Annotated in this window: 10 protein-coding genes; 6 read left to right on the top strand and 4 right to left on the bottom strand. The window is 56.3% G+C overall.

All coding sequences use genetic code 11. The features are described from left to right. Positions 1-13 precede the first annotated feature (13 nt). Together HCH_RS10125 and HCH_RS10120 are read right to left on the bottom strand one after the other, a co-directional pair. The gene (locus tag HCH_RS10125) at positions 14-3856 is read right to left on the bottom strand and encodes a translocation/assembly module TamB domain-containing protein (RefSeq protein WP_011396116.1); all 3843 of its coding nucleotides are present in this window, start codon (positions 3854-3856) and stop codon (positions 14-16) included. Continuing rightward, positions 3856-5619 carry an autotransporter assembly complex protein TamA gene (locus HCH_RS10120; protein WP_011396115.1) on the bottom strand — a complete coding sequence of 588 codons (1764 nt, stop codon included), beginning with the start codon at positions 5617-5619 and terminating at the stop codon, positions 3856-3858. Before HCH_RS10120 ends, HCH_RS10125 begins: the two co-directional genes overlap by 1 nt. Positions 5620-5988: 369 nt before the next feature. Between HCH_RS10120 and HCH_RS10110 the strand changes: the two genes are divergently transcribed. The 3 genes from HCH_RS10110 to HCH_RS10100 all read left to right on the top strand — a co-directional run bounded on the left by HCH_RS10110 (position 5989) and on the right by HCH_RS10100 (position 10977). Further along, positions 5989-7107: an efflux RND transporter periplasmic adaptor subunit gene (locus HCH_RS10110; RefSeq protein WP_011396114.1), complete on the top strand. Its 1119-nt coding sequence runs from the start codon at positions 5989-5991 to the stop codon at positions 7105-7107. Between the two features lie 27 nt (positions 7108-7134). Continuing rightward, positions 7135-10203 (top strand): efflux RND transporter permease subunit, encoded by a 3069-nt coding sequence (locus HCH_RS10105; protein ID WP_011396113.1) that lies wholly within the window; start codon positions 7135-7137, stop codon positions 10201-10203. A 150-nt stretch (positions 10204-10353) separates the two neighbouring features. Beyond that, the gene (locus HCH_RS10100) at positions 10354-10977 is read left to right on the top strand and encodes a LysE family translocator (protein ID WP_011396111.1); all 624 of its coding nucleotides are present in this window, start codon (positions 10354-10356) and stop codon (positions 10975-10977) included. 21 nt (positions 10978-10998) lie between these two features. Here HCH_RS10100 and ubiT read toward each other — a convergent pair whose 3' ends face one another. Then, a complete protein-coding gene (gene ubiT, locus HCH_RS10095) occupies positions 10999-11661 on the bottom strand; it encodes a ubiquinone anaerobic biosynthesis accessory factor UbiT (RefSeq protein ID WP_049780900.1) in 663 nt (220 codons plus the stop codon). 60 nt (positions 11662-11721) lie between these two features. Between ubiT and ubiU the strand changes: the two genes are divergently transcribed. Together ubiU and HCH_RS10085 are read left to right on the top strand one after the other, a co-directional pair. Further along, on the top strand, positions 11722-12720 hold the full coding sequence (gene ubiU / locus HCH_RS10090; protein WP_011396109.1) for a ubiquinone anaerobic biosynthesis protein UbiU: 999 nt from the start codon (positions 11722-11724) through the stop codon (positions 12718-12720). 60 nt (positions 12721-12780) lie between these two features. Continuing rightward, complete coding sequence (locus HCH_RS10085; RefSeq protein ID WP_011396108.1) at positions 12781-13689, top strand: U32 family peptidase; 909 nt, start codon at positions 12781-12783, stop codon at positions 13687-13689. 25 nt (positions 13690-13714) lie between these two features. Here HCH_RS10085 and HCH_RS10080 read toward each other — a convergent pair whose 3' ends face one another. After that, positions 13715-14458: a substrate-binding periplasmic protein gene (locus HCH_RS10080; RefSeq protein WP_011396107.1), complete on the bottom strand. Its 744-nt coding sequence runs from the start codon at positions 14456-14458 to the stop codon at positions 13715-13717. A 203-nt stretch (positions 14459-14661) separates the two neighbouring features. Here HCH_RS10080 and potA point away from each other — a divergent pair, with 203 nt between their 5' ends. Then, the gene (potA, locus tag HCH_RS10075) at positions 14662-15759 is read left to right on the top strand and encodes a spermidine/putrescine ABC transporter ATP-binding protein PotA (RefSeq protein WP_011396106.1); all 1098 of its coding nucleotides are present in this window, start codon (positions 14662-14664) and stop codon (positions 15757-15759) included. Position 15760: the final 1 nt, after the last annotated feature.

The following is a 15760-nucleotide window of genomic DNA, read 5'->3' as shown; positions in this document are numbered from 1 at the left end:
CGCTATGCTGGCGTCAGTAGTCCTGTTTCCACTGTAATTCGACGCCGCCGAAGCCGGACTGTCCGCCGGTGGTCGTCTCCAGATTGAGGTTGGGGTTCAACTCCACCTCGACAGAGCCTTTCCATGGCTGCGCCGGGTCTGGAGTACGCTCCAGCTCCAGGTAGACGCGTTCAGTCAGATATTTACCCACGCCGACGGATACGCCGCTGCCGTTGTCGGTTTCCTGTGTGTCGACGGACAGGGTGTCAACGCCCAGCAGATCGCGGGTGGTGGCGATCGGATCAAAGAAACTGCCGCCTTCCCCACGCAGCGTCTGCACCGCCGCCGCCAGACGATACGCCTGAATCGGCGTGATGTTGCGCACGGATTTGCCGAACATGAGCTGCGATAGAATTTCATCTTCCGGCAAAGGCGGGTTCGAACTCAGATTCACCTTCAGCGACGCCAGCGACCCTGACAGTTCCGCGCGGTATTCTGTGTCTTTGCTGGTGTAGACGCCGACGATAAACATGGTGAAGCTGTCGTTTTCAAACAACACTTCCCCTTCCTCCAGATCGAATTTCTTACCGAATACCTCAAAGGTTCCGCGCAAGGTTTCAAAGCTTCCACGATAAGACGCGGATTCCAGAGGCCCTTTGGCGAACACACGGCCTTTCAGCTCCGCTTCCAATCCGCGTCCACGCAGAAAGGCCTGCTGATTGACGATCAGGCGGATATCCAGAGCGACCTTGGGCAGAGGCAGAATGCTTTCATCCTCCTGTTCTTCTTTGGCGACCTCACGCACTTCAATCTCTGGAATATCCCGGCCTAACGCCGCATCCAGCATCATCGCGAACGGCAGCACCTCGACTTTGCCGCTCAGCAGCAGATTCTTGAAGTCCCCTTCCAGCGTCAACTTGCCGGACACAGCGCCTTCCATATCGGAACGCCGCAGGATACTGGCGTTGGTGGCGACTAACTGCAGCGCTATCGGATTATCCTCATTTTCTTCGCCGCCATTCAGCTCGCTCCAATCCACATGGCCGAGCAGCTCCAGCTTGCCGGAGCCGCCGTCGCTGGCGGAGCTGTCGCTCAGCGTCATTTTACGACCGGCGAACGCCAGATTGGCCTGAGCGTCTTTGAACAGGGTGCTGGTGATGCGGTTTTCGTAAAATCCATCCTGCAGTTTTAAGTCGCCATTCAATAGAGGATCGCCAAGAACGCCCTGGGCGGAGAGGTTAAGATTCAGGTCGCCGGAAAAGCGGTGAATATCCGGGTCCAGCAGGAAGTTCAGCCAACGCGTCTCCAAATTGCCCGCCACAGAGACATCCAGCGGGATCTTGCGCACGTCCGGCTCGCCCTGCAGTTGGTTGAAAAAATCCAGGTAAGTACGCGCGTTGATATCCAGCTTCACTCTGCCGGTCTGCGTATCGTCTTTCTTAACTACTGTGAACAACGATAAGATTTCATCTTCCCGAGTGGAAATGTCAGTATGTAACTGAAACGGGTACTTCTGCTTTCGCCCCTTGTCGTCCATTCCCTCGATTTCCGTGGCATAGGCGAAATACCCATCTACTTTGGGTTGTTGTAGAGAGCCCTGCAGTCTCAGATCAGTGTTGAGCACTCCATGCTGCATCTCCCAGCCAAAAGCCTGCAAACTCTTTGTGTTCACACCAGAACAATGCAAAGAAACATCAAAGCCGTCAGGCCGCCACCAGCCGGACAGATCAACGCGCCCGGCTTCGCCCAGGTTCGCGCTCAAGGAGGAAATATCCACGCCCTGCGTCCCACCTGAGCCTTCTCCGCTCACCTCAAACGGCAGCGTTGAATAACGTCCGGCGGTATGCAGGCGACCGGAAACTTTAGGATTGGTAAATGGCCCTTCCACATGCAAATCCGCATCCAGATCGCCGCTCAGATCCGGCGGCAACGCCACATCCGCCAATGCGGCCAGAGAATACGGCAGTTTATGCGCCGTTACATCCAGGTTAAGCGTACTTTTAGCGATGCTGACCTGCCCAGAACCTTCCAAGGTGGCCAGCTCGGCCTGGCTTGCGGCATTGCCCTCGGCGGATGGCGCGCGAGGCAGTTCGGCGCGAAATGAGCGAAAGTTCAAGGCATCGGGGGAGCCGGACAGGTTCGCGCTCACCGCAAAGGCTTGCGATTTGAAACTTCCTGCGACCTGCGCCACACCCGAGAACTCCGGTTTGGTGAATTTACCTTTTACCTTGGCGTCGACGCCAACCAGGGTCGGACCCAATTCGGGCGGTAGCTCGATTTCCAGTTTGCTGAGCAGGTCCAGCGGGATTTTACCGCCCTTGGCGCTCAGATCGAGCAGCGACTTGCTCCAGTCGATTTTGCCGGAAGCCGTCACCCAGGCGTCTCTCGTATTCACACGCGCATCCCGCAGAATTACGGAGTCGACGCCGCCCTTCACTCCGCCTTGCACAGTGAAAGGCAGATCCAGATAGGCGCCGCGGGCGGCCACTTGTCCCTCATAATTCGGCGACACGTAAGGGCCGGTGACCGACACGTTGGTGGCTTCAGCAAATAATGTTAAACCTTCTGGCGGGGCTATCTCCAACAAGCTGAGATAGCTCAACGGCGTCTGCGCCCGGGTCACGCGGATATTCAGTTTCTCCGCGGCCAGATCCACCGTTCCACTGGCCTGCGCCTGCAATTCGTCCAGGCTGGCGCTCAGGGATTCCACGACAATTTTATCTTTGCCGCCGCTGCCGCGTACGGAAGCGATCAACGGCTTGCCGCCGAAGTTGGTGCGGACGCTGACGTTGCCCGAGGCTTTCGGGTCATTGAGCGAGCCCGTGGCGCGCAGACTCGCGCTGGCGTTGCCGGAGCTGAAGTCCTTGGTCCAGGGGGCCAGTACATCCAGCGGAAAGCGATCGATATCCACCTGCGCGTCCAGTTCCTCATCCGTCACCCGCCCGCGGATTTTTTGCAGACGCTGATCGACGTAGATGTCTAATCCTTCTGTCTGCACCAGAAACGCATCCAGATTCACGTCCACTTTCCCGGATGCGCGCAGGTTGTGGCCGAACAACGGCGCTTTCAATTGCTGTAAATCGATGCCGTAAGTAGGGCCTTGCCGGGAACCGTCAGTCGTTTGACCCGAAGGTTCAGACTGCGCTATCACCGCTTTCAGCTCCACATCCAGCGCCTGCCAGGCGGGCATTTTCGCCAATCCGCCCAACCAGCCGCCAGCCGGTTCATTCAACATCGCCGTCAACGTCAGCCGCTTTTGCTCATCCCATTGCGTAGCGATGGCGATCTGCGCCGGCTTATCTTCAAGCGTCCCAGCGTTAAGCTCTAGTGTAAGGGGAACATCCGTCCAATACAGTGTGCCGGAGCCATGAATCTTCGCGGCGGGAATGTCCTCCATCCCCGGCGCTTTAACCTTCAAGCGCAGCAGGGACAACTCATCCAACGCCACCGGCCACATTGCCGCAGCTCCCGAATCAGGCGCGTCCTCGTCCTCCTCTTCGCTGGACTCGGGCAGAGTGTCGACCAGGTTTATATACAGATCATCCGCCGACAGATTGTCCACATGCACCCGCTGGGCGAACAGGCTGTTGATGTCCACCTGCAGATCCAGCGCACGTGCGCGCACCAGCTGTTTTTCATTGAGATAGACTTCCAGCAGCCCAAAGCTCCAGTGCCCCAGGTCCGGACTGCCGACGTCCTCTACCTCGATTCTGACCGGCGAACCTTTCAGCGCCAGCGGCAACCCTTTCCCCAATAACCAGACGCGGCCGCTTTCACTGCCGACGAACGTCACCGCCAACAGCACGATAAATACAATCAGGCTCATGAGCAGGGAGACAAAATGAGCCGGCCAACGCACCCACCACTTACGCAGCATCAGAAAGCCTGCCCTATGCTGATATACAGCTGAAAGTTGTCATCCACGTCGTCTCTTGGGCTGAGCGGAACGCCCACGTCAAAGCGGATGGGCGCAAAGAAAGTGAAATAACGCAGGCCGACTCCCGCGCCCCACTTCAACTCTTCTCCAGGCTGCAAGTTGGCGTCGTCAAAGGCGAAACCGCCATCTACGAAGAGGACCGCTCCCCAGCTCTCGGAAAAGCGAAAACGGGTCTCCACGGACACTTCGTTAAAGGAACTGCCGCCAAAGGGATCGTCACCGGTGATCCGGCTTAATGACTGATAGGGATAGCCGCGCACAGAGCCGCCACCGCCCACATAAAAGCGTTCATCAGCGGGAATGTCGGCGGTGGATTGTCCGGAAATCGACCCCGTGGCCGCCCGCAGCGCCAGAGTCGGTTCCCAGTAAAAAGAATCCGCTGTCAGATATGTACTGGCGGAAAAAGTGGTTTTCACAAAGCGGCGGGAGGTTTCCAGTGTATCAATATATGGCTGGACGCCAGCGGTAAGAATGAACCCTTTACGCGGATCAAGGAGATTGTCGGTCGTATCCAGTTTCAAGGTGAACGGGAAAGACACCAGGCCGAACTCTTCGGTCACGCCTTCATCAGTGATTTCACTGTATTTCAGTTGCGTCCCGATGGAGCCGGACAGAATATCCGTAAACTGACGCTTGATTGTCAGACTGGTCTGCGCGCTAAGGGAATCATACGCATCCAGCTCTTTCTTGGTGAGATCGCCATTCAGGACGGCGCTTTGGTCGTCGCGAAAAAAGTTCGGCAGCGTCAGCTCCCCTTCCACGGTGCGACGCACCTGAGACACCCGCCCGCCCACTTCAATCTTCTCGCCGGCGCCCAGAATGTTCCGATGCTCCCAGCCAAGGGATAAACCGAATCCCTCGTCCGTGCTGTAGCCGATACCGGCTTTACGGGTGCGGTGGTTACGTTCCTGCAAAGTAAAGGACGTATTCACGCGTCCATTATCCGGCTGCGCAATGTTGGTCTCAATACGCGCAATCAGGTTCGTCTTGAGCAGGTTCAAGCGCGCCTGATCCACCCGGGCGCGGTTAAAGCATTGCCCTGCCTCATAACCCAGCTTATTGCGCAGATACTCTTCTTTCACGGAGGTCAGTCCGGTTATGGCGATCTCTCCGAAATTGACGCTGGGACTGGGCTCCATACGATAAACCACCGTTGAGGAATGGTCGGCGTGATTCACCTCCGCCACATAGCTGAGTTTCACTTCGTAATAGCAGGCGCTTTCCTGGATGTATTTTTTCAGCGCATCCTGAGTGTCCAACACATTGGACGCCACCAGCGCGCGCTCCTCCCGCAAAGGCCAAGTGGATGCTCTAGGCAGCTTGAGGGCTTCCGGCACATCAAAGGTAATCTTTTTTACTTTGTACAGAGGACCGGGGGTCAATAGATAGGTCACGCCTTTGTCATCGTCCTTGAGGCGATACTCCACCGCTCCCGCGTAATATCCTTGTGAACGCAGCAGACGTTGAATGATGTCTTTCTCGTAGCGGGCGATTTTGACCGGGTTGGTGTATTGCTTGAGCGTGAGGTTCTCATCCCGTTGCCGATCCAGCTCATCCTCCACCAGAGATTTCAGTTCCTCGTTATCCTCCACCACAACTTCATATTTGAGTTTGTCTGAAAAGAAAGGAATGTCGATGGCGTGAGAGAGTCCGGAAACGGCCAGAATAAATGTGAAACTAGCTAAACACCTTATTAAACGCATCAGGTTGAAATGGCTATCCGAAATATAAAGTCAGGCGATGAAATTGCTTCGTCCTATGAGACTGGGCATTTTGCGATAATTTTCGACGTCCTTCTATAAGAAACAGCAGGAATTACCCGTATTTAATAATGAGTAGAGGTGACAACTATGTTTTATCCGCTAACATAAGCGTCGGCGGCTTTACCTTCCTTCAGGAACATTCGCAAAAAGCACTTACAATTCAGCAGGATCAGGAAGAACCGGAACTCAGCGATTGCACTCAACGAACTTCGGGCTAACGCCCTCTCACCCCTCGCCAGAATACAACTTTTCCCGGCCGCTCTCCGGCCGGACTCGGACATATACAAGTAATCATAAAGGGAGAACTTCATGGCTAAACGCATGACGATAATGATTGTCGTACTTGCTGTCGTCTTCGGTGGAATTTTCTACTTCCTGGGCTATCTGAAACCGAAAATGATGGGCGAATATTTCGCCAATTTTCAACCCCCGCCAGTCACCGTTTCATCAGAGAGCGCCCGCACGGAGAGGTGGACGCCCTTCTACAGCTCCATCGGTAACGTCATCGCCGTACAACAGGTGACGGTGACCTCCGAGGAAGCTGGCGTCATCAAATCCATGCCGATTTCGTCCGGCGCCAAAGTGGAAGCCGGCGATCTGCTGGTGCAATTGGATACCGATGTGGACGTCGCGGAGATCAAAGGCATGCAAGCCTCCGCAGAACTCGCGGAAGCCACCTACAAACGCGATCAAAAGCTTTTAGAACGCAACGTCGCCAGCAGCCTGGATTTCGAAACCAGCCGCGCGCAATTGAAGAATGCGCAGGCCCAAGTGGAGAGTCAGCGCGCCCGCATCAACAAGAAGAGCATTCGCGCGCCTTTCAAAGGCACATTGGGCATCCGTAAGGTCAATCTTGGCGAGTATGTGCAGCCAGGAACGCCGATAGTCACTTTGCAGGACTTGTCCCGGGTGTACGTCAATTTCGCTCTGCCAGAGCAGCTGTTCAGCCAAGTGCGTAATGGGCAGCAGGTAGAAGCCAAAGTGGCGGCGTTTCCCGAGCGCACTTTTAACGGCAAAGTCACAGCCATCGACGCCCGCGTGGATCAGCAAACCCGGAATTTCACCATCCAGGCGACTTTCGAGAATCCCGACCAGGCGCTGCGCCCCGGCATGTTCGCAGAAGTAAAACTGTTGCTGGGATCTGAGCGCGAGGTCACCACCGTGCCCGCCACTGCGCTGGAGTCCAAGCTGTACGGCACTTCCGTATTCGTTATCAGCAAAGCTCCCGCAGATGGACAAGCCGCCAGCGAAGACGCGCAGGAAAACCTGGTCGTCGAGCGCCGCTATGTGGAAACGGGGCTGTCACAGAACAACTGGACAGAAATCACTAAAGGGCTGGAGCCCGGCGAGTCCGTCGTCACCGCCGGTCAGCTCAAACTGCAGAACGGCTCCCGCGTGAAAATCAACAACAAAGTGGAACTGCGCTGATCCGCACCGGTAAACAAGGAGAAGCCTATGCGTTTTACCGATATATTCATACGCCGTCCGGTGCTGGCGTCCGTCGTCAGCCTGATCATCCTGCTGTTGGGCCTCAACGCCCTGAAAACGCTGCAGGTGAGGCAATACCCACAACTGGAAAATGCGGTCATCAATATTTCCACCGCCTACCCTGGCGCCAGCTCTGAGTTGGTGTCGGGGTTCATCACTTCGCCCATACAACAGGCTGTAGCGAGCGCCGAGGGGATCGACTATCTGACCTCTTCCAGCAATCAAGGCTCCAGTCTGGTGGAAGTGCATCTGAAGCTGGGCTTTGATTCCAGCACCGCGATGACGGAGATTCTGTCCAAGGTGGCGGAGGCCCGTCGTCAGTTGCCGTCGGATGCGGAAGAGCCGGTGATCCAGAAGTCCACGACTGGCTCCACCGCGCTCATGTACGTCAGCTTTTTCAGCCGGGACATGAGTGAAGCGCAGATCACCGACTATCTGAAACGCGTCGTGCAACCCCAGCTGGAAACCGCGGATGGCGTGGCCAAAGCGGAAATTCTTGGCGGTAAGACCTTCGCCATGCGCGTCTGGTTGAATCCGCAGAAGCTGGCGGCCTTCGACCTGACGCCTCAGGACGTGGCCCGCGCCGTCGGCTCCAACAGTTTTCTGTCCGCAGCCGGAGCCACCAAGGGACAGTACATCACCGCCAACATCACCGCCGATACGGACTTGCACAGCGTGCAGGAGTTCCAGCAATTGGTGGTGAAACGGGATGACGCGACCCTGGTGCGTCTGCAGGATGTCGCCACTATCGAGCTGGATGCGGAAAGCGACGACTCAGCGGTGTACTTCAACGGCAATCGCGCCGTATTCATGGCCATCACGTCTCTGCCCGCCGCCAACCCGCTGGAGGTGATCGATAATATCTACGACCTGATGCCCGCGCTTGAAAAGCAGTTGCCCAGCGCCCTGAACGTCAAAGTGGCTTATGACGCCACCAAGTTCATTCGCGACTCCATCAACGAGGTTATCAAGACAGTTGGCGAAGCGACGGTCATCGTTATATTCGTCATCTTTTTGTTCCTGGGCTCTTTCCGCGCCGTGATGATTCCGGTGGTGACCATCCCGTTGTCGCTGATAGGCGTGTGCTTTTTCATGCTGGCGCTGGGGTACTCCATCAACCTGTTGACCCTGCTGGCCATGGTGCTCGCTATCGGTCTGGTGGTGGACGACGCCATCGTGGTGGTGGAGAACATTCACCGACATATCGATGAAGGCCTGTCGCCGTTCAAGGCAGCCATCATTGGAGCACGGGAAATCGCCACGCCAGTCATATCCATGACCCTGACCCTGGCGGCGGTGTACGCGCCGATTGGCTTCCTCGGCGGGCTGACAGGGGGCCTGTTCAAGGAGTTCGCCTTCGCGCTGGCGGGCGCCGTCATCATCTCTGGCGTCATCGCGTTGACGCTGTCGCCAATGATGTGCTCCAAGCTGATGACGGAAACCAACAGCAAGATGGCGATCTGGCTGGATGAGGTGTTTGAAAAGCTCACAGGCGCCTACCAGCGTCGCCTGCATAACGCGCTGAATTATCGCCCGGTCACGCTGGTGATGGTGCTAACCATGCTGGTGAGCTGCTTTTTTCTGTATCAGCTCTCTAACAAAGAGCTGGCCCGGGACGAGGACCAGGGCATCATCTTCAGCATGTCCACTGCGCCAGTGAGCGCGACCCATGACTATGTAGCCGCCTATACGGACGAGGTCATCAAAACCATAGAGACCTTCGATGAAAGAAATGACTATTTCATCGTGCAAGGCGCAGACGGCGCCGCCAACAGCATGTTCTCTGGGATGATTCTAAAGACCTGGGGAGAACGCGAGCGCAGTCAGATGGAGCTGGTTCCCATCATGCAGCAGCGCATGGGGGATATCGCCGGTTATCAGTCGGTTTCCTTTAACCTGCCCACCCTGCCCGGTTCCAGCGGCCTGCCCGTGCAGTTCGTCATCACCACCGCGCAGGATTACAAGGTGCTGTATGAGTTAGGCCAGGAGCTGCTGGACGAAGCGCGCAAGAGCGGCAAGTTCCTGTTCGTTAATTCCGACCTGAAGTTCGACAAGCCCACCGCGCATATTTCCATCAACCGCAGCAAGGCGGCGGAGCTGGGCATCAGCATGCAGGATATCGGCGCCGCATTAGCGACCATGTTGAGCGGCGGCTACACCACCCGCTTCAGTGTGGAGGGGCGCAGTTACAAGGTGATTCCACAGGTGCTGCGGGAATACCGCGCCACGGCGGAGCAACTGGACGACTATTACGTGCGCACCGCCTCAGGCGAATTGATTCCGCTCTCCACCATCGCAGAAGTGTCCAAAGGCGTGGAGCCCAATAAGCGCGGTCAGTTCCAACAGTTGAACGCCATGGTGGTGGAAGGGGTGATGACGCCGGGAATCAGTCTGGGCGAAGCCTTGAGTTTCCTGGAGCAGAAGGCGCAGACCATCTTCCCGCAGGGGTATGGATATGAATACGCCGGACAGTCCCGTCAATACAAGCAGGAAGGCAGCGCGCTGATCTTCACCTTCTTCTTCGCCCTGTTGATGATCTATCTGGTGCTGGCGGCGCAATTCGAAAGCTTCCGCGACCCGTTCATCATTCTGGTGAGCGTGCCGATGTCGCTGCTGGGAGCGCTGATTCCCATCGCCTTTGGCGTGACGTCGGTGAATATCTACACTCAGATTGGCCTAGTGACGCTGATTGGTCTGATCACCAAACACGGCATATTAATTGTCGAGTTCGCCAACCAGTTACAGGTGGAACAGGGGCTGAGCAAGCGCGAAGCCATCGAACAGGCCGCCGGCATTCGTCTGCGGGCGATTCTGATGACCACCGCGGCGATGGTGGTGGGCGAGGCGCCTCTGCTGTTCGCCAGCGGCGCCGGCGCCGTCAGTCGCTTCGACATCGGTCTGGTCATCGCATCCGGTCTGTCCATCGGCACCCTCTTCACGCTGTTCGTGGTGCCCACCATGTATATGATCCTGGGCGCGGACCACAGTCAGATCGAGAAACAGGAGGATGTGGACGGCGAACTGTCCCACGCCTGACCTTCCCGCCATTGTCTCCGGCGCCCGCAAGCGCCGGAGCCCTATTGAAAAAAGCAATTATCAGGCGGCTCCGGCTTGCCTGATAATGGCTTTTCTGATTTATTCCCCTAACGCCATCCGCTAGACCCTCTCTTTCAGGACGAACTTTGTATGACCGACTATTCCGTGCTTCTGGTATTTCTTTCCACCTGTCTGTTTGTGTCCGCCACCCCGGGCATGTGTATGACGCTGGCGTTGACGATGGGATTGAGCATTGGATTGAAGCGCGCGTTCTGGATGATGTGGGGCGAGCTGGTCGGCGTCGGCATTGTCTCCGTCGCCTCCGTCATAGGCGTCGCCACTTTGATGTTGCAGTACCCGCAGGTGTTCGCCGTCATGAAATACGTCGGCGGTGCCTACCTCGCCTATCTTGGCGTACAAATGTGGCTGTCCCGGGGCAAAATGGCCATTCCCGAGAAGATGGAGGACAGCCGCGTCGCCAGCCCTACGGAGCTGGCTACCCAGGGCTTTGTGACGGCGATTTCCAACCCCAAGGGCTGGGCGTTCATGGTGTCGCTGTTGCCTCCCTTTATCTCCACCGACGCGCCAATGGCGCCGCAATTGGCGGCCTTGGTGTCAATCTTGTTGATTGTGGAGTTTTTCTGCCTGGTGTTATACGCCAGCGGCGGCCGCACACTGCGTCATTTCCTGCTGCAAGGGGATAACGTCCGCTTACTGAACCGCATGGCCGGGACCTTGATGATCGGCGTCGGAGCCTGGCTGGCGTTTTTCTGATGGCGATTCGCCAAACTGTCCTTACGCAGAGGGCGGCGTTACAGGGATTTTATAGCTGAGCGCCGCCAGCATATCCCGCTTGGCGTTTTCCCAATACACCGCGATGGAAGACGCCAGCTCCAGCAGTTGATGGGCTGGCGCAGGCAGATCGTTAAGGTCGCCGGTATCCAGCAGATTTTTCATTTCATGCCCCAGCTCCGTATCCCCGAGGATGACGATACGACGCTGAAAAAATAAAGTGTCCGGGTCCATTTTACGCCCGGCGATCAGTGCAAAAGCGGCGGAGTCTCCGCGAATTTCCGTATCCGCCGTTTCCGTCTGCGCCACCCGGATAGAGCGATCGGCGCCGAGACTGATGCTCCAACTGGCGTCCAGATCCACCACTGTGATCTTTATCCAGCGGTTGACGAGTGAGTCAAAGTCCCCTTCCCTGATCGCCTCGCCGTAACTGTCTTTCAACAGTTTACGTAACAGTGCGGCCTGTAATGCGAACGGCGTTCGCGTCAGCGGTTGCAGCAGATAACGGCCCGGACGCCGCACCACGTCCGTCAACGGCGGCAGCGCAGCGGCAAGCTCTCTGGATAATTGCAGCGGGCTCTTCAACATGAACTTCGGTCTCCCTTGTCGCAGCGTTAAATAGCCGTTATTAAATAGGCTCATGACCAGAAGCATCTTGATTTCCATCAAATCCCCTGCACAGCGCATTTGCTACCTTACCCATATTTGCCGCCCTGGGAGCATGCAATGGAGCTGGTTTGTCCGGCGGGAAGTCCTCCCGCTCTTCGCGCCGCCGTGGATAACGGCGCCGACGCTGTTTACATTGGATTCAAAGACGATACGAACGCCCGCCATTTCGCCGGGCTGAATTTCGACGACGCCAAAGCCCAACAGGCGCTGGCTTACGCGCGCGACCGCGGCGTAAAGCTCTTCGTCGCCATCAACACCTATGCGCAATCACAAGGTTGGGAGCGCTGGCGCAACGCGGTGGATAAAGTCGCCGGATTGCAGGCGGACGCGCTGATCGCCGCGGATATCGGGGTCATGGATTACGCTTCCCGCCAGTATCCCCTGCTTAACCTGCATCTCTCCGTACAAGGCTCCGCCACCAACTATGAAGCGCTGCGCTTCTACCACAGCCGTTTCAATATCAAGCGCGCAGTCCTGCCCAGGGTATTGTCGTTGCCACAGGTGCGCCAAGTGGCGTCGCACAGCCCGGTTGATCTGGAAGTCTTCGCTTTCGGCAGTCTGTGCATCATGGCGGAGGGGCGCTGCTACATGTCGTCCTACATGACTGGCGAGTCCCCAAATAACAGCGGCGCCTGCTCCCCCGCCAAGTTCGTGAAATGGGAGCAGAAAGACGGACGCCTGGAATCCCGCCTTAACGGTTCTCTCATTGATCGTTTTGAAGCGGACGAAAACGCCGGTTATCCCACGTTATGCAAAGGACGCTTTAACGCAGGCGGCGGCCATGCTTTTCATGTTTTTGAAGAGCCGACCAGCCTGAATACGCTCGACCTCATCCCAGAACTCGCCGCGACCGGCGTGAAGGCGGTGAAAATAGAAGGCCGACAGCGCAGCCCTTCTTACGTCGCACAAGTCGTCTCCACTTGGCGTCAGGCGCTGGATTGCTTCCAACGCGAGCCTGCAGCGTTCCGTTGCCGGCAAGATTGGCAGGAGGCGCTACAGGCGCTGTCTGAAGGCGCGCAAACTACATTGGGCGCTTATTCGCGTCCCTGGCAGTAAATCAGCGGACGCATACCTCAGGTCCCGTATGCCCGCATCACCACTAGAAGGCGCAGTACTATGAAAATTTCTCTGGGTCCCCTGCCTTATTTCTGGCCAAAAGAGATGGTCGTTCAATTCTACTCCCAAGTCGCCGCCGCGCCGGTCGATATTATCTATTTGGGAGAAACTGTCTGCTCCAAACGCCGAGAGATGAATCTGCGGGACTGGCTGGATATCGCAGAAAAACTGCTCGCCGCCGGCAAAGAAGTGGCGCTTTCCACCTTGGCGTTGATAGAAGCTGAATCGGAATTAAAAGCCTTGCGCGCTATCTGCAAAGCGGCCAATGCAGACGAGCGCCTGAGCGTGGAAGCCAACGACATGGCGGCGGCGCACCTGATGTCGGAGGCAGGCAAGCCGTTCATCGCCGGTCCTTACCTGAATATATACAACGCCCAGGCCCTGGAAATCATCCGACAAGCAGGCGCCAAACGCTGGACGCCGCCGGTGGAAATCAGCCGTCACGCGCTGGAAGGGATTCTGGAGAATCTTGCCGCACCGATTGAAACCGAACTGTTCGCCTACGGCCATCTCCCTCTTGCGCTCTCCGCCCGTTGCTTCACAGCAAGATCAGAGGGCCTGCCCAAGGACGACTGCCGCTTCGTATGCAAGAAATACCCGCAAGGTATTCCCACACGGAGCCAGGAAGGCGAAACCTTGTTCAACCTCAACGGTATTCAGACGCAGTCCGGCAAGTGTTATCACCTGCTGAATCAATGGCGTGATCTGCAACATGCGGGCGTGAAGGTGATCAGACTGAGCCCCGAGTCGCCGGATACCCTGCGCGTCGCAGAGAGTCTGGCGTTGGCGCTCAAAGAGAAACAGGACATGGTCCTGCCATATCAGCTCCGCCACAGCAACGGCTACTGGAGCCGCATTCCAGGCATGGAGCTGGCGGCGGGGCCTCAGGAGACGTCCAACCTCTCCTGAGACTTATCCAGATATAAAGTCTGGCTTAAAAGTACCCCTGCATGATTTTATCAATGTCGATCTTTTTCAGGCCCTCGCTGAATACTTTGGCTAGCTCTTCCCCACGGGGGCCTTTTTTAAAGCAGATATAAAGCTTCTTATCTTCCAGCAAGGTGGGATTGAACTCTATTTTCCCTGCGGCGGATTTCAGACTCGCCTCGGTGGACAGCAGGTAGTTCATGACATTTTTATCCACGACCGCCAGGTCAATACGATCAGAAACCAGCTTCATCAGGTTCTTCACGTCGTCCCCCGCCTCACTGGCGTTCAGTTTTTGGTTGGCCACCATATCATCGAACTCGGCCGTATTGACGTAACCGCTGACCACGCCAATGCGATATTTGGCGAGGTCCGGCAGCGTCGACCAGTCAATTTGATGATCTTTACGTTGTGCGAACCCCAAAGGGCCTGAGCCCATCGGTTCGGACAGGATAAAGTCTTCTTCCAGTTCTTTGGCGTAGTATTCAGGGAAGTAACCGTCATAGGCAGGGTCGTTCTTGGCCAGCGCCACTGCGCGCTTCCAGGGGTAAAATTTCACTTCCAGTGTGTAGCCCATGGCGGCGAACGCCTCTTTCGCCAGCGCCGCGCTGGCGCCCTGGTTGGGCAGACTTTCCGAGGTATAGGGCGGCCAGTCCAGCGAGGTCAGTTGCACATTCTTACCTTCAGCGCCCACTTCAAAACCTACAGTAGCGATAAAGACAGTCAAAACACATAGAATAAGGCGCTTCATTAAAGCCTCCTAATTTCGTTGTTCACAGGCGTCATTTCGTCACTTCTGGCTAAAGTATAGACATTAAGTCTTAGACCGGAATTGACGTTCGCCAAGCAATCCACTTTAATCGCGGGGTTGGAGAGGGTCATACGTTAAACGTTGCCAAAAAAGTCACTTTTCCCGCGTTTTTTCGCGGAGTCACAGAGTCAGGGTCATACACATTGAGCAAACCGCCCATTCTTACGCTTGCCGACATCACCAAACGTTTTGACACGCAGGAAGTGCTGTCGGGCTTCAATTTGAGCATTGAAGACGGGGAATTCTTTACGATTTTGGGGCCGTCAGGCTGCGGAAAAACCACCGTGCTGCGCCTGATAGCCGGATTTGAGGGCGCGGATGAAGGGCGCATCATGCTGAACGGGCAGGATGTTTCCAAGCTGTCCGCGGAAAAGCGACCGGTAAATACGGTGTTTCAGAGTTACGCCCTGTTCCCCCACATGACCGTGTTCGACAATGTGGCCTTCGGCCTGAAAATGGCCAAAGTCAGCAAACCGGAAATTGCAGAACGCGTAAAAGAAGCGTTAGCCACCGTGCGCCTTTCAGATTTCGCCACCCGCAAACCTCATCAGCTGTCAGGCGGCCAAAAGCAACGCGTCGCCATCGCCCGCGCCGTAGTGAATCGCCCCAAAGTGCTGCTATTGGACGAATCTCTCAGCGCCCTTGACTATAAACTGCGTCAACAGATGCAGATGGAGCTGAAACAACTGCAGCGCAAGCTGGGCATTACCTTTATCTACGTCACCCACGACCAAGAAGAAGCCCTGTCCATGTCCGACCGCGTGCTGGTCATGCACAACGGTCAGGCGCAACAGGTGGGAACCCCTCGTGAGATATACGAGTGTCCGAATAATCTGTTTGTCGCCAGTTTCATTGGGGAAATTAACGTCTTTAATGCGGAAATCGTGGAGAGCCTGAGCGATTATCGCTACCTCGCCGCAATGGACGGCTTCAAGCGGGAAATTCACGCCGACCGCCGCTTCGAAGCTGGCGACAAAGTGCATGTATTGCTGCGTCCGGAAGACCTGCGGATTGAATACCTGGAGGATGCGCCTGATCGTCCCGGCTTTTCCGGCCAGGTGCTGGAGCGCAACTACACCGGGCAGACCCTGGACTCGCAGATTCAGTTACAGTCGGGACAAACCATCATGGCCAGTGAGTTCTTTGATGAGGACGATCCCGATTTCGATTACAGCATCAACCAGAAAGTCTGGGTCGACTGGGTGCATGGCTGGGAACACGTGATCAAAGCGGAGTCCTGAC

This window comes from Hahella chejuensis KCTC 2396, from assembly GCF_000012985.1.
Lineage (GTDB): Bacteria > Pseudomonadota > Gammaproteobacteria > Pseudomonadales > Oleiphilaceae > Hahella > Hahella chejuensis.
This window is presented reverse-complemented; position numbering and strand designations above follow the sequence as displayed.